Source organism: Exiguobacterium sp. E17S (assembly GCF_057772545.1).
On sequence record NZ_JBYLRU010000003.1, the window covers coordinates 237,869 to 261,308 of the forward strand.

The 23,440-nt window shown below is 45.9% G+C and carries 26 protein-coding genes and 1 pseudogene; 16 read left to right on the forward strand and 11 right to left on the reverse strand.

Annotated features, from left to right (window positions below):
• Positions 1-199 precede the first annotated feature (199 nt).
• The 3 genes from AC3B4V_RS12275 to AC3B4V_RS12285 are packed head-to-tail and all read left to right on the forward strand — an operon-like array spanning position 200 to position 2,738.
• Entirely contained in the window at positions 200-1,183 is a 984-nt protein-coding gene (locus tag AC3B4V_RS12275) for an ROK family protein (RefSeq protein ID WP_488378590.1), read from the forward strand.
• Positions 1,180-2,343 (forward strand): MFS transporter, encoded by a 1,164-nt coding sequence (locus AC3B4V_RS12280; protein ID WP_488378591.1) that lies wholly within the window; start codon positions 1,180-1,182, stop codon positions 2,341-2,343. Before AC3B4V_RS12275 ends, AC3B4V_RS12280 begins: the two co-directional genes overlap by 4 nt.
• Before the next feature lie 17 nt (positions 2,344-2,360).
• Positions 2,361-2,738, forward strand: a complete 378-nt coding sequence (locus AC3B4V_RS12285) for a VOC family protein (protein ID WP_488378592.1) — start codon at positions 2,361-2,363, stop codon at positions 2,736-2,738.
• A 508-nt stretch (positions 2,739-3,246) separates the two neighbouring features.
• Here AC3B4V_RS12285 and AC3B4V_RS12290 read toward each other — a convergent pair.
• On the reverse strand, positions 3,247-3,858 hold the full coding sequence (locus AC3B4V_RS12290) for a DUF3885 domain-containing protein (RefSeq protein WP_488378593.1): 612 nt from the start codon (positions 3,856-3,858) through the stop codon (positions 3,247-3,249).
• A gap of 109 nt (positions 3,859-3,967) precedes the next feature.
• Between AC3B4V_RS12290 and AC3B4V_RS12295 the strand changes: the two genes are divergently transcribed.
• Positions 3,968-4,435 carry a GNAT family N-acetyltransferase gene (locus AC3B4V_RS12295; RefSeq protein WP_488378594.1) on the forward strand — a complete coding sequence of 156 codons (468 nt, stop codon included), beginning with the start codon at positions 3,968-3,970 and terminating at the stop codon, positions 4,433-4,435.
• Between the two features lie 99 nt (positions 4,436-4,534).
• Here the strand turns inward: AC3B4V_RS12295 and AC3B4V_RS12300 are convergent, their stop codons facing one another.
• Positions 4,535-4,858, reverse strand: coding sequence for a DUF3784 domain-containing protein (locus tag AC3B4V_RS12300; RefSeq protein WP_488378595.1), 324 nt, complete (start codon positions 4,856-4,858; stop codon positions 4,535-4,537).
• Between the two features lie 376 nt (positions 4,859-5,234).
• Here AC3B4V_RS12300 and AC3B4V_RS12305 point away from each other — a divergent pair, with 376 nt between their 5' ends.
• A complete protein-coding gene (locus tag AC3B4V_RS12305; RefSeq protein ID WP_488378596.1) occupies positions 5,235-8,453 on the forward strand; it encodes an ABC transporter permease in 3,219 nt (1,072 codons plus the stop codon).
• Positions 8,454-8,567: 114 nt separating this feature from the next.
• Here the strand turns inward: AC3B4V_RS12305 and AC3B4V_RS12310 are convergent, their stop codons facing one another.
• Both AC3B4V_RS12310 and AC3B4V_RS12315 read right to left on the reverse strand, forming a co-directional pair.
• The gene (locus AC3B4V_RS12310) at positions 8,568-8,852 is read right to left on the reverse strand and encodes a hypothetical protein (RefSeq protein ID WP_050677872.1); all 285 of its coding nucleotides are present in this window, start codon (positions 8,850-8,852) and stop codon (positions 8,568-8,570) included.
• Positions 8,849-9,151 (reverse strand): DUF2089 family protein, encoded by a 303-nt coding sequence (locus AC3B4V_RS12315; protein ID WP_488378597.1) that lies wholly within the window; start codon positions 9,149-9,151, stop codon positions 8,849-8,851. Before AC3B4V_RS12315 ends, AC3B4V_RS12310 begins: the two co-directional genes overlap by 4 nt.
• Positions 9,152-9,338: 187 nt before the next feature.
• Here AC3B4V_RS12315 and AC3B4V_RS12320 point away from each other — a divergent pair, with 187 nt between their 5' ends.
• From AC3B4V_RS12320 to AC3B4V_RS12330, 3 genes are read left to right on the forward strand one after another with little or no spacing between them, the layout of a single operon-like run.
• Positions 9,339-9,752: a DUF4064 domain-containing protein gene (locus AC3B4V_RS12320; RefSeq protein WP_488378598.1), complete on the forward strand. Its 414-nt coding sequence runs from the start codon at positions 9,339-9,341 to the stop codon at positions 9,750-9,752.
• Positions 9,753-9,776: 24 nt separating this feature from the next.
• Positions 9,777-10,466: an ABC transporter permease gene (locus AC3B4V_RS12325; RefSeq protein WP_050677869.1), complete on the forward strand. Its 690-nt coding sequence runs from the start codon at positions 9,777-9,779 to the stop codon at positions 10,464-10,466.
• Entirely contained in the window at positions 10,466-11,395 is a 930-nt protein-coding gene (locus AC3B4V_RS12330; protein WP_488378599.1) for an ABC transporter ATP-binding protein, read from the forward strand. The genes AC3B4V_RS12325 and AC3B4V_RS12330 overlap by 1 nt, the downstream gene beginning before the upstream one ends.
• A gap of 91 nt (positions 11,396-11,486) precedes the next feature.
• Here AC3B4V_RS12330 and AC3B4V_RS12335 read toward each other — a convergent pair whose 3' ends face one another.
• The 3 genes from AC3B4V_RS12335 to AC3B4V_RS12345 are packed head-to-tail and all read right to left on the reverse strand — an operon-like array spanning position 11,487 to position 14,415.
• Positions 11,487-12,446, reverse strand: coding sequence for a FecCD family ABC transporter permease (locus tag AC3B4V_RS12335; RefSeq protein ID WP_488378612.1), 960 nt, complete (start codon positions 12,444-12,446; stop codon positions 11,487-11,489).
• 5 nt (positions 12,447-12,451) lie between these two features.
• Positions 12,452-13,435 carry a FecCD family ABC transporter permease gene (locus tag AC3B4V_RS12340; protein ID WP_064300928.1) on the reverse strand — a complete coding sequence of 328 codons (984 nt, stop codon included), beginning with the start codon at positions 13,433-13,435 and terminating at the stop codon, positions 12,452-12,454.
• A 59-nt stretch (positions 13,436-13,494) separates the two neighbouring features.
• Positions 13,495-14,415 carry an ABC transporter substrate-binding protein gene (locus tag AC3B4V_RS12345; protein ID WP_488378600.1) on the reverse strand — a complete coding sequence of 307 codons (921 nt, stop codon included), beginning with the start codon at positions 14,413-14,415 and terminating at the stop codon, positions 13,495-13,497.
• 183 nt (positions 14,416-14,598) lie between these two features.
• Between AC3B4V_RS12345 and AC3B4V_RS12350 the strand changes: the two genes are divergently transcribed.
• Together AC3B4V_RS12350 and AC3B4V_RS12355 are read left to right on the forward strand one after the other, a co-directional pair.
• A complete protein-coding gene (locus AC3B4V_RS12350; RefSeq protein ID WP_488378601.1) occupies positions 14,599-15,330 on the forward strand; it encodes an arylamine N-acetyltransferase family protein in 732 nt (243 codons plus the stop codon).
• Positions 15,331-15,347: 17 nt separating this feature from the next.
• Positions 15,348-15,818 carry an NUDIX hydrolase gene (locus AC3B4V_RS12355; protein ID WP_488378602.1) on the forward strand — a complete coding sequence of 157 codons (471 nt, stop codon included), beginning with the start codon at positions 15,348-15,350 and terminating at the stop codon, positions 15,816-15,818.
• A gap of 44 nt (positions 15,819-15,862) precedes the next feature.
• Here the strand turns inward: AC3B4V_RS12355 and AC3B4V_RS12360 are convergent, their stop codons facing one another.
• The 4 genes from AC3B4V_RS12360 to AC3B4V_RS12375 form a co-directional block, all read right to left on the reverse strand.
• Complete coding sequence (locus AC3B4V_RS12360) at positions 15,863-16,564, reverse strand: DUF554 domain-containing protein (RefSeq protein WP_035397505.1); 702 nt, start codon at positions 16,562-16,564, stop codon at positions 15,863-15,865.
• A 16-nt stretch (positions 16,565-16,580) separates the two neighbouring features.
• A complete protein-coding gene (locus AC3B4V_RS12365; RefSeq protein ID WP_488378603.1) occupies positions 16,581-17,513 on the reverse strand; it encodes a DMT family transporter in 933 nt (310 codons plus the stop codon).
• Positions 17,513-18,178 (reverse strand): GntR family transcriptional regulator, encoded by a 666-nt coding sequence (locus AC3B4V_RS12370; protein WP_488378604.1) that lies wholly within the window; start codon positions 18,176-18,178, stop codon positions 17,513-17,515. The genes AC3B4V_RS12365 and AC3B4V_RS12370 overlap by 1 nt, the downstream gene beginning before the upstream one ends.
• An 84-nt stretch (positions 18,179-18,262) precedes the next feature.
• Positions 18,263-19,033 (reverse strand): CPBP family intramembrane glutamic endopeptidase, encoded by a 771-nt coding sequence (locus tag AC3B4V_RS12375; RefSeq protein WP_195865113.1) that lies wholly within the window; start codon positions 19,031-19,033, stop codon positions 18,263-18,265.
• A gap of 158 nt (positions 19,034-19,191) precedes the next feature.
• Between AC3B4V_RS12375 and AC3B4V_RS12380 the strand changes: the two genes are divergently transcribed.
• The 6 genes and pseudogenes from AC3B4V_RS12380 (at position 19,192) to AC3B4V_RS12405 (ending at position 23,342) form a co-directional block, all read left to right on the forward strand.
• Positions 19,192-19,515 carry a PadR family transcriptional regulator gene (locus AC3B4V_RS12380; protein ID WP_023468214.1) on the forward strand — a complete coding sequence of 108 codons (324 nt, stop codon included), beginning with the start codon at positions 19,192-19,194 and terminating at the stop codon, positions 19,513-19,515.
• Position 19,516: 1 nt separating this feature from the next.
• Positions 19,517-20,275 carry a hypothetical protein gene (locus AC3B4V_RS12385; protein WP_488378605.1) on the forward strand — a complete coding sequence of 253 codons (759 nt, stop codon included), beginning with the start codon at positions 19,517-19,519 and terminating at the stop codon, positions 20,273-20,275.
• A 318-nt stretch (positions 20,276-20,593) separates the two neighbouring features.
• Positions 20,594-20,815 (forward strand): annotated as a pseudogene (locus AC3B4V_RS12390) (SRPBCC family protein); the annotation flags it as partial.
• A gap of 149 nt (positions 20,816-20,964) precedes the next feature.
• The gene (locus tag AC3B4V_RS12395) at positions 20,965-21,132 is read left to right on the forward strand and encodes a DUF2164 family protein (RefSeq protein WP_488378613.1); all 168 of its coding nucleotides are present in this window, start codon (positions 20,965-20,967) and stop codon (positions 21,130-21,132) included.
• A gap of 712 nt (positions 21,133-21,844) precedes the next feature.
• Positions 21,845-22,750, forward strand: a complete 906-nt coding sequence (locus AC3B4V_RS12400; RefSeq protein WP_488378606.1) for a helix-turn-helix transcriptional regulator — start codon at positions 21,845-21,847, stop codon at positions 22,748-22,750.
• A gap of 76 nt (positions 22,751-22,826) precedes the next feature.
• Positions 22,827-23,342: a DinB family protein gene (locus AC3B4V_RS12405; protein WP_064300919.1), complete on the forward strand. Its 516-nt coding sequence runs from the start codon at positions 22,827-22,829 to the stop codon at positions 23,340-23,342.
• The last annotated feature ends 98 nt before the right edge of the window (positions 23,343-23,440 follow it).

A 23,440-nucleotide genomic window follows, 5' to 3' on the forward strand; every position in this document is an offset into this window, starting at 1 on the left:
AGTATGAATTAAAGATATATGACTAAAATTTTTTATCTTCTTTTTATATATCCAGACAACGATAGGATGAAACGTTATTTCTCTAAATATTCTTATCCTACACCTCTTTTTTAAACTTGTCTTTTTCTTCCGACCTGCTATACTCAAATCAAAACTTATTAAACTTTTTTAATAAGTGATTTAGATTGGAGGTCTTTGTTTGACTGAACTCATTTCACGTACACGTCACGCTTTTTTAGTCGACCATCTGGATACGATCCCTGCGATTCGTCAAGTCTTGGATGTCAGTTTTCCGACTGCAAGCAAACAGATCGATCAGATGATCGCTGCACAGGAAATTGAAGAGACACCACTTGAATTGGTTCGCGGAGGGCGTCCGGCAAAACGGTATCGCTATCGCGCGGATCGCTTCCACGGACTCGCTCTTTATCTCGAACGCACGTATCTGCAGTATCGCATCCACGACGTCAATGGACATCTGATCGCAACGGATCGCCTGAACTTCGATTCGTCAGATCATGGATCTGTTTTATTGAAAACGCTGACAACATTACTCGACGATCATCCATCTATTCAAACGCTTGCGATTGGTGTCGCCGGTGCCGTTGATACAACCGGCACAATCCTGTTCGCCCCGGATTATCCGTCGCTTGACGGTCGCCCCTTGCAACAAGAACTGACGGAACGGTTCGGGCGACCCGTCATCGTCGAAAATGATATGAATGCAGCGGTTCGTGCCCAAGCTTCTGATAACGAGACGACCGTCTATGTGTATCTCGGAACGAACGGACCGGGAGCCGGTGTCGCCGTTTCAGGTCGTGTCGTCCGCGGAGCGCATCACTTTGCTGGAGAGATCTCGTTCATCCCGTTTGACGACAAGCGAAATGTCGGTCAAGTTCTTGCGATAAGCTCGCCTCACTCTGACGACTGGTATGAGGCGTTGAGCCGGATCATCCTCTCGTTTAGCGTCACCTTGAACCCAGATGTCATCTTGTTTACAGCGTCAGATGTCTCGGATGACGGATTAGCTCGGTTGACGGAACGATGCGCCAAGCGCTTTCCGCTCGATAAATTACCTCAGTTGCGGCAAGGCGACTGGGAAACCGATTATTTAGATGGTTTGATGCAACTGAGCATCCAGTCATTCATTGATCAAATTCCGTTAGGAGGTCTCGCCCAATGACCCGTCTACTATTACCTTTGATTTATCTCGCTTTCATCAGTCTTGGTCTTCCGGATGCGTTACTCGGTACGGCGTGGCCTGTGATGCGGCTCGATCTCGACGCACCGCTCGACATGGCAGGTTGGCTCTTTATGACGATTGCTGCCGGAACGATCGTCTCGAGTCTGTTTAGCGGTCGTCTGATCGAACGTTATTCAACAGGTCCGATCACGGCAGCTTCTGCCGGTTTGACGGCCCTGGCATTGATTGGTTTTTACGTTGCTCCGTCCTTGATTTGGCTCTTCGTCCTTGCGATCCCGCTTGGACTAGGTGCTGGAGTCGTTGACGCCGCACTTAATCATTTTGTCGCCACGCATTATCAAGCGCATCATATGAACTGGCTCCATTGCTTCTGGGGCATCGGTGCGACGGCCGGTCCGCTCATCATGGCTGGTGTATTGCTCGATTCCGGTTGGCGTTTTGGCTACCTCGTCGTCGGCGCATTGCAACTCGTCTTGATGATTGTCTTAATCGTCAGCTTACCCCTCTGGAAGCGGGCTCCAAAACACACGTCTGAACAGGTTCAGACCGTGAACACATCATCCGGAAAACCACGCGGATTGGTCGCCGCTCTCGCAGCGTTTTGCTTTTATTGCGGGGTTGAGGCGGTCGTCGGGCTGTGGGGCAGTAGTTATCTTGTCCAAGTCCGGTCCTTTTCCGTAACATCAGCAGCGACGTGGATTTCCGTCTACTATGGAAGCATCACTGCGGGGCGCTTCATCAGTGGTTTTCTATCGCTACGCTGGTCGAATCGTCGTTTGATTCGTGTCGGTCAATGGACGGCATTCGTCGGAGCCGCCTGTTTCATCCTCGCACCCGCTGCCTGGATGCCGCTTGGTTTCGTACTTGTCGGGCTTGGTCTCGCACCGATTTACCCGGCAATGCTCCATGAGACGCCGGTTCGCTTCGGGGAGGCTGCGGCGCAACGGCTGATGGGGGTACAAATGGCATTCGCCTATACCGGTAGTACCTTCATGCCGCCATTATTCGGATGGCTGGCGACGTCCTATTCCTTATCGTTGTTCCATTGGTTTACGATCAGTCTCATCTTCTTGATGCTGGTCGCTACGGAAGGGTTGAACCGGATGTTATTCAGACAGCGATTGGCAAAAGCGTCTTGAAAAAAGGAGGAATGGAGATGAAGATTGAACATATCGCCCTCTGGGTGGCAGACTTGGAAGGAATGCGTCAATTCTACGAAACACATTTTGATGCAACGGCAGGCGAGCGGTATCATAATCCGACGAAAGGGTTCGCATCGTATTTCCTGACGTTCTCGAGTGGTGCGCGTCTTGAGTTGATGCATCGGACGGATATCACGGAACGGACGATGAATGCGCTCGGGTATGCCCACTTCGCCTTTTCGCTCGGCAGCAAACAAGCGGTCGACGACTGGACGGCTCGGTTACAGGATGCCGGTGTACAACATCTTGACGGTCCCCGGACAACGGGTGACGGGTATTATGAAAGTACGATCACGGACCCGGAAGGTAATGTGATCGAGTTGACGGTCTAATGTTGAAACGAAACAATCCCTCATTCTGATTAGAGTGAGGGATTGTTTGTTGCTCGATGACTGCTCAATGGTTTCCTGCTTGTTGGTATGTTTCGTGACGAGTAGGTGTATGACACGCATTTCAATCAGGCTATCTATAAACGACTTATTAAAAAAACTCTTCCACTGTAAACATTTGTAATGATACGCTTAAAAAAAACTAAATTATTACTATGTGTATTCATTTTACGAGGAGGTAGTTTATGCGAAGGCATTTGGGTTGGATCTCGATCGGCATCGTCGTTTTCACTTTCCTTACTGTCAAGCTCTTACCGTTCAATGGTTTTTGGGGTACGAACTATATGTTAGCTGGACTATTGCCTGCGCTAGTGTGCGCCATCATAAGTCTTAGAAATACGGGAAAAATCCTCTCGTTAACATTGCTCACTTCTCTATTGGTTCTTTTTATTTTTTCAGTGATCGGCTTCTTGGCACTAGCTTGAGTATTTCTAAAAGCGATTAAAATCGATTAGCTGATATCATGACGATATTTCTTCTTGAACATGTCATACGTTGTTGAATCAACGAACAAAAGGAAACAACCGCGATCATCATAAATATTCATGACGATCTTTCGATCCACGTTCACGAAAAAGACTTCCGGATAGTATGTATATGTTTGACGAAATCTTGGTTGCAGCGTCGGGAAATCCTGATGGCAGATCGCTTTGATTAAACGCTTATAATCTAATGCGTTTTTGTTCGGTAATAACACGGCATATTCGGATACCTGCTCTTCTTCATCCATCATTTTCTCTACGAACTTTATGTTGTATTGATCTTCTCTTCTTTTTAAGTGACGGAACACTTTCGACGCTGACTTTTGATACTTACCGCGCTCCCTTCTCACATGCACGACGAAATAAAGAGGCTCCTCTTCTCGGAATAGATCCTTAAACAGTTCGTTCGATTTTTCGTATGCCTGTTTGAAGTATTCCTCATTGATTTCATCTGAATTTTTCTTTAACTGATAAAGATCCTTCACTAAGTCTACGTGAATTACGAAATCCTTCTCGGCAAAGGAACGATTAAATAAGTTCACATTCCCAAAATGTTGTTGTAAGTGTTGTTCTAAGTTCATTCCAAAGCTCCTTTATTCTGATGAGGACAGATGTACTATTTTGAATAACTGTTGCAGGACGAATCGATTTAATGATCGATACAATAAGTGTAGAAAGGAGGATGAGAAGATGATCATTGATACAATATCGAATCATCCTGAACAATTAGAAGTGGTTGCCACAATGATTCATACCGAATTCGTTCAAAAGAAAAAAGGGGCGGCACCCTATGAACAAATAAAAGCATTTTTAGACAAAAAACCAAGTGAACCATATCCTGTGACGTTCGTTGCCTTGGATGATGTCACGTGTACCGGAACCGTCTCCCTCTTTGAAAATGACTTGAACGAACGACCAGCCTATACGCCTTGGCTCGCTTCTTTATTCGTTGAAAAAGTCTATCGGAATCAAGGAATCGCGCAACAACTCATTAATCAATTAATCGTCTACGCCAAATCACGACAGATCACAACAATCTATTTAAAAACAGATAACGCTTCAGCATATTATAAAAAATTAGGATGGACATTAGTCGAAACGATCGAGACGACGGAGTTACCCATACACATTTTTTCATTCACGATTGATGAGGGTTGATATCTTCATATGAACGACGAAAGTCATTTCGATGTTAATCGTCTTAAGGGATTTCTCATTATGGTTTAAATGATGGAGGTCTAGCTGACGTGAACAAAATTATCTCTTTTTCTTGAATCGGTCGCTCGTGTTCGAATAGACGACTGCGAATACAATAAGAAAGAATAGTAGCATGATGCCCAAATTAAACAAAGAGTGATATCCAAACAGCTCGCTCCCAGCGATCAACAGGATGCTAAAACAAATGCCGTACATGATCTTACCCATGAATTGACATAGGGCGACTTCGTCATAATCTTGTTTCTTACTTTCAGACAACGTATTATATCCTGCAAGCAATGATGCGCCTTTTCCTTTCGATAGAACGATAGCAAACACCAGCAGAGGAACAAGGATTACAAAATAAACAATGGATTCGCTCATGACCATCTGCTCCTTTCTCTCGTTTTAATGTATGACGCGTGTCAATTCATTAACGCTTTTACATTCCTTTAAGTTTCATAATCTTTTTGAATTACCCACTGGATAATATGTTTGTCTCTTTTACTATCATTCTTAAGTTGAATGATTAACTCATTTTTCTGATTTTTCTGTTTTTATAACCCGATTTCTCAACTTTCTATTATAATTAGGTAATTATTGGATTTTTTACTTACATATGGAATGAAAAACATTCATTCAAAGGAGGGTTCATCCATGACTGAATCGGTACATATTTTCAGCCAAACTTCACTTCAGTTGATGATTGATGCAAGGTCTATCATAAGACAGTACATCTTACTACGGGAGGGGTTTGCCGATGCTTAAGTTCATCTGGAATTCCTGGTGGCGCAATAAAGAGCGATTCATCCTGCTGCTTGTCGGCGTTCTGATCGTCAGTACTGGACTGAGCTATTTGATCGGAACGACGCAAGCCAATAACGGAACCGTCGTCGATGAACTGCAAAAGCGCTGGGGCTCCTCTTACGATATCGTTGTCCGACCGGAAGGTAGCCGGAGCGTGACGGAAGACTTGAAGTTACTCGAGCCCAACTACATGAGTGGTCTCGATGGTGGCATCACGCGAAAACAATACGAGACGATCAAAAAAATGACTGACGTCGAAGTCGCTGCCCCCATCGCGATGATTGGGTATAACCAAACACTTTCGAGTATCGGTACGCATACGATCGATCAAGAAGGGATTTATAAACTGACGATCAAAGACACGCAAGATACTGGATTACAGAATGAATCCTCGAGTGGCGTCACCTTCTTAGCAGCAGGATGGGAACCTACAGGAGATGCTAAAAAATCAGGTGTGTCGCCCCTCCCACTTGGAAAGCAGCCTCTTTTTGAGTATGGGAGTCAAGTCATGATTGCGGGGGTTGATCCCGAAGCAGAAGCTGCACTCGTCGGCTTGGATCAAGCGACGACCAAAGGAACCTATAGTAACTATTTTTCAAAAGATGATCAAGTCACCTCGTTTGGTGAAGACGGTGTCCAAATTCCGATCCTGTTGAACAATCGTGAATATGTCGATGCGTCGCGCATCTACACGTACGAAAAAGTGGAGCTGCCGTCGAAAGAAACATCCATTAACGATCTGGTACAACAGGTCGAACAAAAAGGCGGAAAAAAATACTTAGACTCCTTACCGACAAGTGGTGCGAAACGTTATACGATCACGACACAAGATGTCCAGAAGAAGCTCGTCAATGATATTTTGAAACATACGTTACCGACCGCTGAAGAGACGAACAGTAATTCCTTTACGTGGATTGCCTTAAAACCGTCTCCGATCGACTACCGCTCAATCAAAAGTCCGTACGCATCACGTTGGCCGTTCACCTACCAAGTCCAACCGAAACAAGTCGAGCAAGATTCCTTACTCGCTAAACGCAGCATGTACCGGGAAGCGCGCATGTTCGGAAAAGAAAGCACGGACTGGCCAAAGGTCAACTTGAACTACATCGGGGTCTTCGATCCGAAAAAATTGAACATCTCGAAAGACCCGCTGACAGAACTGCCGATGGAGACGTACTTCCCGTCAAAAGCCCAGTGGGTGATGGATAAGAATGAACGTCCCGTCAATCCGGTTCGAGACGTTAAACCGACGAATGATCCATATGATTTCCTGACGAAACCACCGTCGATGCTGACGACGCTCGATGCTGCGTTTAAAATTCGTGGTGCCAAAGCGATTTCTGCCATCCGCGTCAACGTCAAAGGTGTCGAGACGATGAATGCTGCTAGCGAGAAAAAGCTCCAACAGGTGGCAACAGAAATCGAACAGAAGACAGGTCTAATCACGGACGTGACCCTCGGCTCGTCACCGCAGCTCGCCTTGACCTATTTACCGGGTCTAAAAGACGAATCAGCGCTCGGCTGGGTTCAACAACCGTGGATTAAGCTCGGCTCGTCGATTGCGATCTTCCAGGAAGCAAAAGTCGGGATGAGCGGCATCATTGCAAGTGTCATCGCTGTCGCCCTCGTCTATGTCTTCAGCTCGAACATCATCCTGCTGTATGCACGAAAGAAAGAATTCGCGATTTTATTATCACTCGGTTGGCGTCCGCGTCAGCTGTCAAAACTACTGTTCCTCGAAGCCACGCTGCTCGGAACACTGGTCGTCTTGATTGCCTGGACGATTCTTGGTTCGTTCTGGGTCACGACGGACAACCCGATTGCAATCAGTCGAATTTTATTGATTGGTCTTGCTGGTTTACTTATTTACTGGGGTGGAACGCTCGTGCCGATGACGCTCATCCGGCGGATCAAACCGTACGAAAGCATGTGTTCCGGTGAAGTCTCAAAAGGTCGCCGTTTCGTTCGTGCACGTAGCGTGCTTGGGATGAGCATCAATCAGCTCGTCACCTACTGGCAACGGACATTTCTTTCGGTCGTCGCGATCGCTTTACCGACGAGTTTGTTCATCTTCTTCCTCTTCATCACGTTCCGACTAAAAGGCGTCTTGTACGCAACGTGGCTCGGCGAATATGTCGCGCTCGAAGTCGGGACGATGCACTACGTCGCGATGGGTGTCGCTCTACTGATTGCCATCCTGACGACGACCGAAATCATGTGGCAAAACGTCAATGAACGGAAAAGTCAGCTCGCCGTCTTTAAAGCAACGGGGTGGCAAGACAAACAAGTTCGTTTACTCGTACTAAGTGAAGGCATGATAACAGGACTCTGCGCTGGTGTGATCGGTCTTCTGACAGCACTTGGAATGATTGGCTTCGTTTACGGACAATTTCCGGTCCAAGAGCTTGGTTTCCTCAGCATCATGCTCTTGATTCCAGTGATCACGGGTCTGTTAGGTGCCTTGCTCCCTGCCGAGCGTGCCGTCCGCATCACACCGAATGCTGCACTCGGCAGTATCGTCGAAAATACGCAAGCGACAGAACGGCGTTTTAAATGGGCACTTGGATCCATCGCCGTTTCCTTGTGTATCGGAGTGGCAAGCCTGTTCTTGTTCGCCTCAACGGAATCCTCAACGACTACAACACAGAGTGCTCCTCAGCAACAGACGAGCGGACAAAAATTAAAGGATTTGACCACTGATCCAAAAACATCTGCTGACAAGAAAACAGGAAATCCAAAAGCACTCAAAAAACTGATGAAGAAAGGGGTCATCCAAACGTATCCGGGCGATCCGGAAGCCACCTCTGAACTGTTCTATGCTAAATCACTCATTCCAACACCGAAAGAACTCGATTTAAAGGAAAAGAGCGGTTATCGGTTCGTTACGGTTCCTGTTGTCATGTACGATCCCGATAATAGAGTAAAAGGCGCTTATGCTATTTACCGACCCGGCACCTTTACATTGACGTCGCTCGACGGAAAAGAATATGAAACCGTTGATTACGTCAATCATAATAAGAAAGCATTCAGAAACAGTTATCAGTATCTCCCACCATATAAGTCAACCGTTGATTTAGTCTATCAAGTTCCTGATGACCAGAAGGTATTCGTTCTCTTTGCGGCGGATGATGCGTTTCCAAAGGATACGACAGTGAAGATTGAACTCGATTAATATGCCGCAATATGAATCTAACCCGAAACACGTAAATGAGAGTCGCCTCGGTTTCATCATCGAAACCGAGGCGACTCTCATTTTTCACTAAAAAACGCTATGTATCGTTGTAACTCACAATGTATCGTGCACGCGCATCCGTTCTAATTCTTTTTCTTGATTCTCTTTAAGCTTCTTTCGACCACGCGACCATTGTTCCCACAGTGAAATCATGCCGACTCCTAAAATCAATACATAGGCTAAAAAACTATTGTATCTACCATCAAAGTAACGCCATGTCAGGAAAATCACTAAAACGATTGGCATGATGATACCGAGATACGGATTATGACGACTCGATAAAAAATATTGTATTCCTAAACAGATGCTGATAATTAGAGCAGAAATGAAAAAGTTCATTCGCTGTTACCCCTCTCAAGTCGATATTTTTCGATGATTTTTTTGGCATCTTCAATCGTGATGCGGTCCTCGATGGCCATTTGTTTAATGTATGCGATGAACGGTTCATTCTCGATTTTCTCATTCACTTCGATTTTCTGAATGATCCGATCGACGCGAATCCGGACTGTGGGATAGGAGACATCATAATGTTTCGCCAGTTCTTTCAAAGAACCCGAGCTTATGATAAATTTTTTAACGAATTCCATCTCTTCCAATTCTAGAGATAAAACCCAATCTGGAACATCATCTTTTCTCATTTACCATTTCCCTCCCATGTCACCATAATAGCATTCATTTAAACAAAGTTAAAGTATTTTTGATATTAATTAAACATTTAACCAATAAACAATTAAAATATATTCATTATTTCGCTTGTCATAGTGATTCGAGTCATGGTAGTTTAGGATTGTCAAATCGGAAAAATAAGGAAAAGGAGTGTTTTACTTGAAAAGAACAACGGAATACATATTTGCTGTCATCGGTATCGTCTTGTTTGGATCATTATGTTTAGGTGGGTTTTTATTGTCTGGATCGATTGCGGATCACGCTGGCATGAAGGAGTTGGTCGATCAATTCATCCAGGATGAGAACATTACGGATGTCACGTCTACCCAAATCCTCACATCCTTCCAACAATTCTTCTTGTACCTTGGTGCCGTCTCTCTCTTATGTACGATTGGCGGAATCGTCTCAGTCGTCCGGATTCGCAAAAACGGTTCAGCTGGAAAGATGTTAATCATCACTGCAATTCTTGGTGGGATCTTCACATTACTCGCCGGTGTCTTTGGTTCAATCGCTTATTTGATCGCCGGTATCACTAACGTCACGAAGAATAAAAAGATAGCACGGCAATACTAAACTCAAACAGAAAGGTGTGTCGATATGTTCGCGATTACACTTCGAGAATTTAAATCGCTTTTCCAAAGTATTCGAGCCATCCTGATCATCGTCGTCTTGTTCGGTGTGTCGATTGGTTCCGCTAAGCTCGTCAGCCAGTTCAAAGGACAACTCAGTGATCTCGGTCTAGGTGACAACGCCTATATCATCGGTTTGATGCTGCTTTTGTTCTTAGCTGCTCCTTTATTCGTGACGAGTATTTCTCATAGTAGCGTCAACAAGGAGATCGAATCAAAGACGATTCGTTTTCTCGCGACGAAAACATCTCGTGAGAACATCATTTTCGGGAAGTTTTTAGGCAACGTATCGTTTTGGGTCCTCTGTCTGACAGTTGCCCTCTTGTTGATCGTCCCGTTTTCAAAATCTTTCCCGATCGTCGATTTGATCCAGAGTATCATCTTCGTCTCTTACTTCATTGGTCTGTCGCTGTTTCTTTCAACAGTCGTCAATAACTCTGCAATGACGATGTTCGTCGGCATCTTCATCTCGATCGCGCTTCCGGTCATCGGGATGTGGAGTCTTATTTCGAAGAATGTCATCGTTGATACGTTGTCTTACTTGACGCCCTATTATTACTACACGCAAGAAAACACTGCTTACACGTACCTTGTCTTGATCCATATCGCCGTCTTCGTCATCGCGAGCTTGATGATCTTTAAAAGGAGAGATTTATGATGCTAGCCCTTCGCGCAACCAATCTAACGAAACAGTACGGCAATAAAACCGTCGTCAACCAGTTGAATCTCGAAATCAAACAAGGGGCCATCTTCGGCTTCCTTGGTCAAAATGGCGCCGGTAAATCAACATTCATCAACATGATCACGGGTCTTGTCCGTCCGACATCGGGAACGTTCGAGTTACTCGGAGCACCGAACGATTCCTTGAAGGACGTCCGAACTCGAATCGGCGTCCTGCCGGATTACTCGACCTTTTACGAGAACTTCACGGCGCTCGATCATTTGAAGTATTTCAGTAAAGTCCTCGGTCTGAAGACGACGACGGACGAGTTAAAACAACTCCTCCGTGATGTCCAACTCGAAGACGCCATCGATGTGAAAACGAAGAACTACTCCTTTGGGATGAAAAAAAAGCTCGGGATCGCCCAAGCCCTGATTAATCGACCGGAAATCCTATTTTTAGATGAACCGACGTCTGGCGTTGATGCCAACTCGATTCTCGGGATTCATACTTTGATTCGTAAGATCGCAGCAGACGGAACGACGATTTTCTTAACGTCTCATAACTTGGACGAGGTCGAAAAACTGTGTACGGAGATTGCGATCATGCAGGACGGAACGATTCAGACGCAAGGCACGATGGAGGAGTTACGGGAACAACATGAGAAGAACATCACCGTTCACGTAAAACATGCGTTGCTCGACAACAATACACAACAACATCTGCAGACCAAGTTGTCGACACTTGCGAAAGACGTCAACGTCTCCTCTACTCACTCGACGTTCATCGTCCAAAGTGAACACGATATTGCTACGATCAATAGCTACCTCGTCTCGCAACAGGTTAACGTGTATCGACTCGAAGTCGAGGAAGCGTCGTTGGAAGAGATCTTCTTGAATCTAGGTTCGGAAGTCCGCTCAGCATAAAGTGAAAACATGCCTCATGATGAGTTAAACAAAAACAATCCCCCTCATTCCAATTACGAAATGAGGGGGATTGTTTTTTTCTGCTATCCGTTCATGAAGCCCGTTCTCTTCGTAAGAGATACAGGAAGTACGGCACACCGATGATCGCCGTGATCAATCCGGCTGGTACTTCAAGCGGCGGATGAATCCCACGACCGAGCGCATCAGCGACGACGAGTACCGCACCGCCGAGTAACAGCGCCATCGGTAAGACGGCGAGATGTTTATGTCCGACGAGACGGCGTGCCATATGCGGGGCAATTAGACCGATGAAGCCGATTGCACCGACTGTTGCGACGGCAACACCGGCTAGAACGACAGCGAGCGCCAAGAAGACGTGCCGCGTCCGCTGAATTGGTAAGCCGAGGCCGATGCTGACTTCCTCACTAAGTGATAAGACATCGAGTTGACGGTGTCGATAGTAGAGAATCGCACCAATCACGACGAGAACCGGCGCTAAGATCAACACTTCCTGCCACCCTTTCCCGAACAGACTTCCAGCAAGCCAGACGAGTGAATCGTTCGTCTGAAGTGGAAATTTAATCAGCAGGTATTCTGTTCCCGATGCACAGATCGCACTAACGGCAATACCAAGTAACGCAAACGAACTGCGGGAGACGTTTCCTCCCCGCTCAAGCATCATCAACGCTAACATGACGAGTGCTGCTCCGATGAAGGCGGCGATCGGTGTCAACAAGAGCGGACCATCCGGCACGAGGGCGATCGTCAAGACAGCGAACAGAGACGCTCCGTTCGTCACTCCGATCACGTCCGGTGAGATCAATGGATTACGGATGACGCTTTGTAAGATGACTCCAGCAAGAGCGAAACTCGCTCCTGCTAAAAAGGCGAGGACCGTTCGCGGCAGACGGTAATTTTGGACGATGAAAGCATCCTTTCCACCAAAGAACGACTGCCATAGTTCCGTTAACGATAACTGAATCGAACCGACCGACAATAAGGCGAAGCTCGTGACAAGAACTAAAACTGCGACAAGTAGAATCCGACGCATCTCTCTCATCGTAATCCCCCTTTCATCTGTCGACGTGCCAAGATAAGGAAGAAAGGTGCCCCGAGCAATGACGTCACGATGCCGACTGGTGATTCATACGGATAGGCAATGAAGCGCGCCAGGACATCGGCGTACGTCAACAACAGACCACCGATGACGGCAGAGACAGGTAAGACGATTCGGTAGTCCTCGCCAACGAGTCGGCGTGTGATATGCGGCACCATCAGACCAATGAAGCCGATTGCTCCGGCAACGGCAACCGTTACCCCTGCGAGTAACACGACACTGATGCCGGCAAGCAGACGGATCCGCGTCACTTTTTGTCCGAGTCCGACCGCGACGTCTTGCCCGAGTTGGAAAACGGCGAGCGACTTCGCGAGACTTGCCGCAAGAATCAAACCGGCGAGCGACCACGGGAGGACGATCCGGAGCTCGAGCCAGCTTGCATCACTGAGCGAACCAGACAACCAGTACAAGACGTTCGTGATTCGATCATTGAACAAGATCAAGCCTTTCGTTAGCGACGTCAACAAGAGATGGATCGCCATCCCGACGAGGGCGAGTTTTAACGCCGTCATCCCGCGAATCGAAGCGAACGAAAAGACGAGCACGCCACCGAGTAAGGCACCAGCAAAAGCGAAGTAAAGCAAGTTCGCCGTTCCGAGTGACGGAAAGATGAGCAGGCTTAAGACAACGAGAAACGACGCACCGGCATTAACCCCAAAGACTTGTGGTGAAGCGAGCGGGTTCCGCGTCACAGCTTGCATGATCGCTCCAGCGACAGCAAGGTTTGCTCCGAGCAACAATCCGAGTAAGAGACGCGGCAAGCGCAGATTCGTCAGGACGAGTCCCGCTTTAGAGGTCGTGCCACTGATCCACTCCTGCACTAAGTGGACCGGATTCATCTGTGTGATACCAAAGAACAAGCTACTATAAACGGCCAAGCAACTGAGTAAGATAAGTACGAAAATCAGACGTTTCCGCTGCACCGGATCTTTCCCCTTTCATCAAGACGAAAAGCCAGATTGCTCCGGCTTTTTGTCGTTCGTTATTTCTGTTTGAGCAATTGAATTGCTTCGTCAACGATTTGTTCAGCAGCGTCCAGTCCACGATAACGCGTCCAGAGGTCACGATTGACTTCGTAGACTTCTCCGTTTTTGACCGCTGTGATCTGATTCCAGAGCGGATTATCCTTCCACTCTTTCAGTAACTTCGGATCGGCTTCCGCCATGAAGATGACGTCCGGATCCCACTTGACCATCTGCTCTAACGTGATCGTCACAGTCGGTTCCGCTGTTTTCGTAACGGCATTCTCGATACCGATCTTCTCGAGCAACTCACCGTCAAACGACGTCTCACCGTGTGCTGTCAGTGAATCGGCGCGGAAGACACCGACCATGACTTTCCGGTCATCTTTTGGATCAACCTTCTTCTTCGCTGCCTGCAAGCGCTCTTCATGAAGCGCAAGGCGATCGTCCATCTGTTTCGTTTTGCCGACCGCTTCCGCAATCGTCTTGAACGAATCGATGTTCTCTTCATACGTCGCATTGCGACTCTTCAAGATGATCGTCGGTGCGATTTTTTGCAATTGCTTGTAAATTCCTTTATGACGGTTGAAGTCGCCGATGATCAAATCCGGTTGCAAGGAACTGATCACTTCAAGATTCGGTTGTTGGCGTGTACCGACTTCCGTGAACTCGATGTCTTTTCCGAGTAATCCAGAGACATCGGTCTTGTTTTCTTGTGCAATCCCGATCGGTGTGATTCCGAGTTCGTCTAACGCATCAACGAACGAGAATTCGAGCGCGACGACCTTCTTCGGCTTTTCCGGTACTTTCGTTTTTCCTGCTTCGTGCGTAATCGTCCGCGTTTTTTCGTTCGATTGCTCTGCTTGACCTGAACAGGCTGCAAGCATCAAACTGCTCAACACGAGGAGCGTCAACGCTGTCATCCAAGTTTTCCGTCTCATGGTGAGACCTCCTTTAATTCGTGATTCGACATTGAGAATCATTCTTAATTAATCCTGTCTCAGCATATCAAAGATTTCCATCGAACAAAAGGGAAATCCTTATTTTCAGATAATATAGGCTAACATTCACATTTTCTGAAGCAATATGGGATAATCAGGTAGTGAACAAAGGAGGGACTAAAGATGGATTGGATGAAAGACTTAGGACAGCGAATTGCGTTTCCGCTCGATGCAATCACGTTTGATCAGTTACCTGACTTACTCGAAGCCTTCGCCTACCAGTTACCGTTCGAGAATACGACCGTCCTTGAGAAGCGAATCCGTCCGTTTAGCGACGAGCGCTTCATCGAGACATTTCTGACAGAGCGACGCGGTGGTGTCTGTTATGACTTAAATGGACTGCTGCACCGGGTCCTGCAGGAACTGAATTGTCCCGTTCGACTCGTTCAAGCGACTGTTTACGATATGAAGTCAGATGCCTGGTCAGCGACCGGACCGACCCATGTCGCGGTCATTTGGAATGAAACACACCTGCTCAATACCGGCTTCGGCGTCAATTTACCGCTCGTTCCTGTTCCGTTGAATGGGGAGACCGTTCATTCCGCTAGCGGCAGTTACCGGATCATCAATAATGACACACTTGAGATGAAGCGAACGGGACAAGCAGAGTTTGTGACTGGATATCGGTTCGACCGCGAGACATCCATTACAACAGATGACTTATCGAAGATGGAACAGATCATCCAGCAGAGCGACGCTTCGCCGTTCAATAAAGGTCGCCTCGTCGCGATGCGGACGCCGCGTGGACAAAAGACGTTGACCGAGCGGACGTTACGGATTGAAGAAGCGACGACGACCGAGTTACCGGTCGCAGGTCCCGCCCAATTCGAGATGCTGTACACACACACTTTTTAGGACGGGAGTCGTAAATCATGGATCGTTATACACTTTGTTTAATCCGCCACGCAGACCACTTTTTACTCGTCAATCGGCAAAAACGTCCGGCGATGGGCATGTGGAATGGTGTCGGTGGTAAGATCGAACCGGGCGAGACACCGGAAGCCGCCGTCATCCGCGAGACGTTTGAAGAGACAGGTATCACGCTCACCTCAGTGACACCGAAAGGCATCGTCCGCTTGCACGGGAAAGAGACATCTGGCATGTACCTCTACCTGGCTGATTTAGAAGATCGTCCATTTCCAACACCGGTCATGACAGTCGAAGGAATCCTCGATTGGAAAGCACTCGACTGGATTTTAAGCGACGATAACATGGGTGTCATCAGCAACCTCCGGCACTACCTACCGATTGCCTTGTCGACCGAACACCCGTTACTGCATGACTTCCATTACGATGCCCATACAATCACGGCATACGAGACACATGAATTAATTGAGACATAACACAACATCCCCGCTCGTCCTTTCGGACAGGCGGGGATGTCTCGTTAGAATAGATGTAATCCCGTCACGATGACAGCAACGATAACGATGCCCGGTAACAAGTTCGCGACGCGGATTTTCGTTATTCCGGCGAGATTGAGACCGATCGCTGCAATCATCACTCCACCGGTCGCCGTCATCTCCAAGATGAATTCTTGCAACGCGGCATCGGGAATGAACTTCGTGATGGCAACGGCACTCAGTGCGATCGCCCCTTGATAGAGGAAAACGGGAATCGCTGAGAACATGACGCCGATCCCGAGCGTTGAACTGAGGACAAGCGCCGTGAAACCGTCAATCAGCCCCTTCGTATAGAGGACGTCGTGATCCTGACGTAAGCCACCATCGAGCGCACCGAGGACCCCCATCGCTCCGATGACGAAAATCAACGTCGCGGTGACGAATCCTTCCGCGATATTCGATGGACGACCGCGACTGATCTTACGTTCGAGCCATGCCCCCATCCGGTCGAGCTTCTCATCGAGACGGAACCATTCCCCGATCGCACCTCCGAGAACAAGACTACCGATGACGATCAAGAAGTTCGTGCTCTTCATCCCCATCTGGATCCCGAGCACGACGACGGCTAGACCAATCGCCTGCAAGACCGTCTCCTTCATCCGTTCCGGAATCCGGTGGAACATCAATCCGAGCAACGTCCCGACGATGATCAGGACGGTATTGACGAGTGTACCTGTTAAAACCATCTGACAGCCTACTTTCTCAATTGATTTTTCTTTTAGCGGGACGGACGACCGTCCGCTCCGCCTGATTCAAGCTATGCAACGTCATCCCGAGCATGACGAGGATGATCCCGAATGTCGCGAGTCCCGTCGGTAGTGCCGCATGGAGAAACAAAATCTCCCCGAGAACGGTAAAGACGATCTCAAACGACTGGGTCGCCTCGATCGCGGCTAACCGGACCGGTTCCGTCCGGACGAGAGACGTCGCGTAGAAAAAGAGCGATGTCGCGATGACGCCTGAGAATAAGGCGACGAAGCCGGACTGGGTTACTTGACTGACACTTGGTAAGCCGACCTGTATGTAAGCAATCACGAAGAGAACGATCCAAAACGGCAGACTGGCGATCGTCATTCCGAGAATCCGCTCAAAAACGTCAAGTTTGTCCCCATACCGTTCCATCATCTTCCGGTTCCCGAGCGGATAGGCAATCGCAGCGACGAGCACCGGCAAGGCACCGAACAGTAAGGATTGTAGCGATAGACTTCCTGCGACGGATAACTGCATGACGACGACCCCAAGGACGATTAAGACGGAATACTTAAGGGCCGACCACGGAATCCGTTGATTGAACAGCGGTGCAAGCAGCGGTCCGGCTAGGATCGTCAATTGCCACGTTCCGGCAATCAACCAGCCTGGCGCATGATCGGCAGCAAGACAGATGCTACCGTAAAACAGTCCGAAACCGATTGTTCCGTACAGTAACCAAAAACCGAAGTCGGTTCGCAGTGCCTGTAAGACGCGACCAATTCCCCGACGCATCAAGACGATGACGACGAAGAACGGCAACATCAAGAAGAAGCGAAGCGACGCACTGTAAATCCAGTGCCCCCCTGCTCCTTGCATCGATTGATTCAAGATGAAGGTGACGGCAAAGAACATCGCCGCCAAGATCCCATAAATGATTGGTCGCATCAGCGCTCCTCCTTTAGTGTCGAGACAAGTAAACGTCCGAGCCCGTTCCAGTTATGTTCCGTCGCCTGGACGAGCTGCTCGACATCCCGTTGTTGACATGCAATCAAAATCGCCGCATGATCGGCAATCGATTGACGACCGAGTCGATCGAACTGGGCGTATTCGAGCCGGCGGATCAGCGGCGTCAATCGGCGAATCGTTTCCCGTAGCTGAGCGTTCTGGCTGCGCTGCACGAAGACATCGTGAAAGGCATCGTCTAGCGTCAGCGCCGTCTCCGTCTCCTGTTGATCGATTGCCATCGTGAACTGTTGGTGAATCGTCTGAAGCTCCGTCAAATCGTCTTCCGTCAAGAGTGGTCCCGCTAGACGCGCTGCTAGTCCGTGCAGCGTCGCGATGATCGGATAGGTTTGCTGTGCCTGTTCAGCGTCAAGCTCCGTCACGATCGTCCGCGAGCCCCGTTTCGCAAAAATCAATCCTTCCTCCTCGAGTCGTTTCAAGGCTTCTCGGACCGGTGTTCGGCTGACTCCGAACATTTCCGCGAGCGCTTGATCGTTCACCTTCTCACCTGGGGAGAGGCGTAAGGTGATGATGTGATGTTGCAAACGTCGATACACTTCCTCACTAAGAGAAAGTCGTGCAATGGCTAAATCATCTGTAGGTTTCATATAAGTAATATATTACATATTAATCATTGATACTACCTTTATTCCAAATAAAAACTCCCCGTCAAAAAACGGAGAGTCAACTATTCAAACGTTACGTGGATTCATCGGTCCATTCAGATGGCTGAGATCATGTCGTTTCAACAAGATTAATTGAATGACGATCGCAACGAGAAGATAGACTTGCGCCAAAAGAACCGTAATTCCTAAATTAACATTCACGACATCCGCAGCGATGCTCGCGAAATCCCACAACGCATGGAAAATGATTAATGGCCAGAGGTTATTCAGCTTCAGTGCGATGATCGCTAAGAACACACCAAAGACGAATGTGTTCGCAAGTTGGAACAACATCGCTGCCGGTGGAATCAAGGCGATTAAATTAAGCAAGTGGAAAGATGAGAACAAAAGCGCACTGATAAGGACGGCACGATACGGATGTTCGTTCGGTTTGAGATAGCGTAAGATGATGCCGCGAAACAAGACTTCTTCATTGAAACCGACGAATAAGGTCGTCAGGAAGACGATTCCGACAAGTTGAAGTGCCGATGATGATATCGAGGACGTGAATAACGCATTGACGATCAATCCGACTTGAACGAGAACGATCAGCAGTAACGGAATGTACCAGATTAGACCCCGCGACTGCAATTTCGAAAACCCAACGGCAGCAAACGTGGCATGACGACGAATGTACCAGACGAGAAAAATCGCTGTTGCGACTTCACCGAAGATCGCGATACGTAACAACTCCGGTTCACCATAACGAATGCCGAAACCAAACGCAGAGACAGCCATGACGATACCCATGATGATGAAGACGACGGTCGCCGAGACAACAGTATTCCGCTTATCCACGATCAATACCTCCCTTTTCTAAACAAGCGACGTATCTACTTTATGATTTGTTTACCTTTTTTTCAGGGAAATGAATCTTTTCCTCCAGCTACCTTGCAATACAAAATAGCTTGGTATATCATTACCTTGTAATACCAAGTAGCGAAAGGATGATGCGGATGTCATCGACGCAAATGTTAAAGGGGATTCTCGACGGTTGTTTACTTGCACTGATCGCGGAAGAAGAGATTTATGGTTATGAACTTGCGACGAAACTGAAAGCATACGGTTTCTCTGACATCAGCGAAGGAACGATCTATCCGTTGTTGATCCGGATGCAAAAACTGGGCTGGATCGAAGCGACTTCACGCGTCTCTCCGTCCGGTCCGAAACGGAAGTATTATTCGATCACGACGAGCGGTGCAGAAGAACTTACCGCATTCAAGGAAAGATGGCAACACCTTTCGACAAGTGTTGAAAGTATTTTAAAGGAGGATGATTGAGATGATTCTATCAACGGAATCAACCCGATTTTTGGAAGACTTGAAGGTCTACCTGCTTGCGTCCGGTAAAAATGAACAAGCGACGAACGAGATCGTCCTTGAACTCGAAGACCATCTGATTGAAGCCGAAGCGGATGGCAAATCGGTTCGTTCCATCACGGGTGACAGTCCGGCTGCCTACATCCAGTCGATCTCACACGAGATGGCATTTGATTCAAAACAAGCCTTTTGGACGATCATGCAAGTGTATCTTGGTGCTTCCAGCTTTCTATACTTACAAAATCTCTTGAATGGCACGACGACTTACAGTATCCTGCTCGTCGGTGGCTTCCTACTGATAAGCGCTGTTTATTTGACGACACTTGCATTGTTGTTCCGCAAAGATGCCTTACGCGATACTGCTCGACCACGCCTCCTGCGTTACGGGATTCATGGGAGTGTTCATCTTCTTCTGATCGTCGGACTGTTGATCGTCAACGGACTCATTGATTCGCCCAAAATCACGTTATCTCCAAGCGTCGGGTGGTTAATTGGCGCCCTTCTAATTGCCTGGATTCTCGTCACGGCATGGAAGACGAAGACATGGATTTTGCCGATTGCATTGCTCGTCTATTTTGTTCCCCAAATCATTCTCCGTTCTGTATTTGATTGGTCGGAATTGACCTCTGTACTCGTCGGATATGTTGTTGCTGCCATTACAATGACAGTCGCTTTTATTCGCGAATCTAAACAAGATCAGTCAAACGTCTCAAAGCACTGAAGAAACGATTTGGTTCTGATACTTAAAATGACCTCAGCGCTAAGATCATTTTTGTATATCATTGAGAAAGAATTGAGGATAGAATTAGAATAAAATATATTAAAAAAGAATAGATGGTTGTAAACGATGAATCAATCTGTGAAAGATATTCAACATTCCATTAAGATCAACAAGTCCATTGAACAGGTATGGGCGAATGTCTCGACGGCTCGCTCTTTATCTAAATGGTTTATGCCAAACGACCTTGTCGCACAAACGGGATGTATGTTTCATATTCAATCTCCTTTTGGTCCGTCTCCTTAAGCGGTATTAAACGTACAACCAGAAAGAGAATTATCGTTTAGTTGGGATGAAGATGGATGGATTGTGACCTTCTCCCTAACTACATTGAACGACCTTACCCTTTTCACTGTGACACACAGCGGATGGAAAAACGCTGATGACCTTGTGCCGAAAGCAAATCAGCCACAAGGTCGTGTCCGTAACTTTATGGACCAAGGTTGGGATGGGATGCTTCAGAAATTAAAAGCAACATTTTAAAGGAAGGCATGTACATTTTTTTACCACAAAATATAGACTGTGATTTTAAAATACATTCTCTTGTAATTTTTTTAGATCATTCAGAGATCAACAAAAATAAAGGGAGTGTCGTTATGTTCAATCGATTTAGTAAAGAACAATAACAAATTATCCAGTCTATTCAAGATTTTTTCTTAGAAGTGCCATCTGAGTTCGTCGCAGAACGTGTTTTTGATTTCATCAAAGAGTCAGTTGCTATTCACTTTTATAATATTGGAAATCAAGACGCTCATGCGGCTGTGTTAAGTCATTCGCGTCACTCGACGATGAATTGTTAACGCTCAAGCGTCCCGTATCTCCATAATATATTTTTAGCAGAGATCTCTTGTCATGCTCTACAAAAAAGTATGCGCCGGCGCATACTTTTTTGCTCTTTAGCGTTCACTTTCAACTATGTTCCATTAAAATGTATCTCATTATTTTTTTATCGAACCATCCATTGTTCATTTTATAGGATGACGGATCATTTCAGTCGAATGTATTGAATCATTTTGTAAATAAAGTATAAAACGACTATAAAAATAAAGACGTTTCCTAGCATACTTATGGCTGCAACCTGATTCATTTTTTCCCACTCTCCTTCTTATTTAGATAAGGACTTTATTTGAATTGAACCGAATTTTAACATACTTCCTTTTCCATACGTAACCCTTGATTTTACATTTTTATGATTCATAAGTAATTTTCATTTTTTTGGTGTTAGCTTCCCGACTTCAAAGTGGTAGCTGTCTTATCGCCGAATAAATTCTTAAAGAAATAGGTCAAAATTACATATTGAATTAGATTTACAACCCATACATATCTAATAAGATAAGGAAAACCACAAAAAGTATGCGCGATGCATACTTTTTTCTTTGGATTTTGATTCAATTCATTACGAAGTACTTTTAAATCTCTCCATAGAACGAATAAATCAATTATACTAAACGTAATTATTTGTATGGAATGACGGTTCAAACTATAGTCGTGCTTAATACAAAGGAGAATTTTTTGAAACTCGAACGATTACTGACTATCATATTTAAGTTACTGCATCGCTCTACGATCTCGGCCGCTCAATTAGCTAGTGAATTAAATGTCTCTCAGAGAACGATTTATCGAGATATTGAAACCATTAGTGCAGCTGGAATTCCCGTTACTTCTTATCATGGAACTAATGGAGGTTTCGGTATTATTGAGAATTATAAATGGGATAAGACCTTTTTAAATGCGTCTTCTATGGTCGATGTTCTATCTTTAATGAAAAGTTTATCAGCGCAATTACATGATCAAGATTTAAAAAATACGCTAGAACGGCTATCGATTCTTACGACAGAAGAACAAAATAACCATTTGCACATTGATTTAGCTGATCAATCCATTGAGCCTACTTTCTTAATTGATCTTCAAAAGAGTATCAAAGAATCAAAAAGAGTTCTGTTTCAATACATCAGTGCTCAAAAGGAACAGACCATTCGAGAAGTAGATCCCATTTTTCTACGATATAAATTTCGTACATGGTACCTTTATGCTTATTGTTATTTAAGAAATGATTACCGCGAATTCAAAGTGTCACATATGCTCAACCTTCAAAGACTTTCAACATCTATTCAGGATAACCATCCCATTCCTGGAGACAGAGCTGTCGTGAAACCCGCACGGGAAAGTATCACGTTAAGAATTCATCCTGAATCCATTCATGTAGTCTTAAATCATTTTCAGCATCAATCGATGGTTTTTGAAGAAGATGGTAGTGTTACGATGACTTTATTGTTACCTTCACCTTTACATGCGGAATGGTTAATCAACATTTTATTAAGCTTCAGATCAGGTGTAGTTGTTATTCATCCCTTGTACTTACAAGACATATTAAGAAATGAAGCCAAAAAAATAGTTAATCTATATGAGGATATATGACACTCAGATGTCATATATCCTTTTTTATAATGAACGTAGTTAGACAGTTCTTACTACAATTAAAGGAGCGATTTGGATGAATGCCGGAAAAACGATGTATGAATATCACAACTGGGCGATGCAGTTGATGTTAGATCATATGGATGCATTACCTGAAAATCTATTAAATAAAGAGGTGAAAAGCTCTTATCCGACAATCGCTAAAACACTTAGTCATATTCTTGCAGTTGATACTATGTGGATTCATGTTTTAGAAAAAGTAGAATTTCAACAAGCGCTACAAGATGCGATGAGTCAATTACCATTAACTGATGCATATACAATTGAAGAATTCAAAACAGCATTCAAAAATATAGCATCAAAGTATCAACTATTTTTAAATCAGAACTCAACTCTTACTATGACGATACATGTGGATAATCCTTGGTCTGGTCCACGGGAAACGACTTTTGAAGAAATTCTTTTACATGTAGCCAATCACGGTACGTATCACCTGGGGAACATTACTACCATGTTAAGGCAGCAAAATGAACCCTCATTGATGATGGATTATTCTCTTTTTTGGTATGAAGATATGAAAGTTAAGCCATAACAGAATGTATTCGTTTTTAATGTCTATTTAGACATCACTATATAAAATAAAAAGCGTGACAGGTGCACGCCTTTTATTTATATTAGTTGATCAATTAC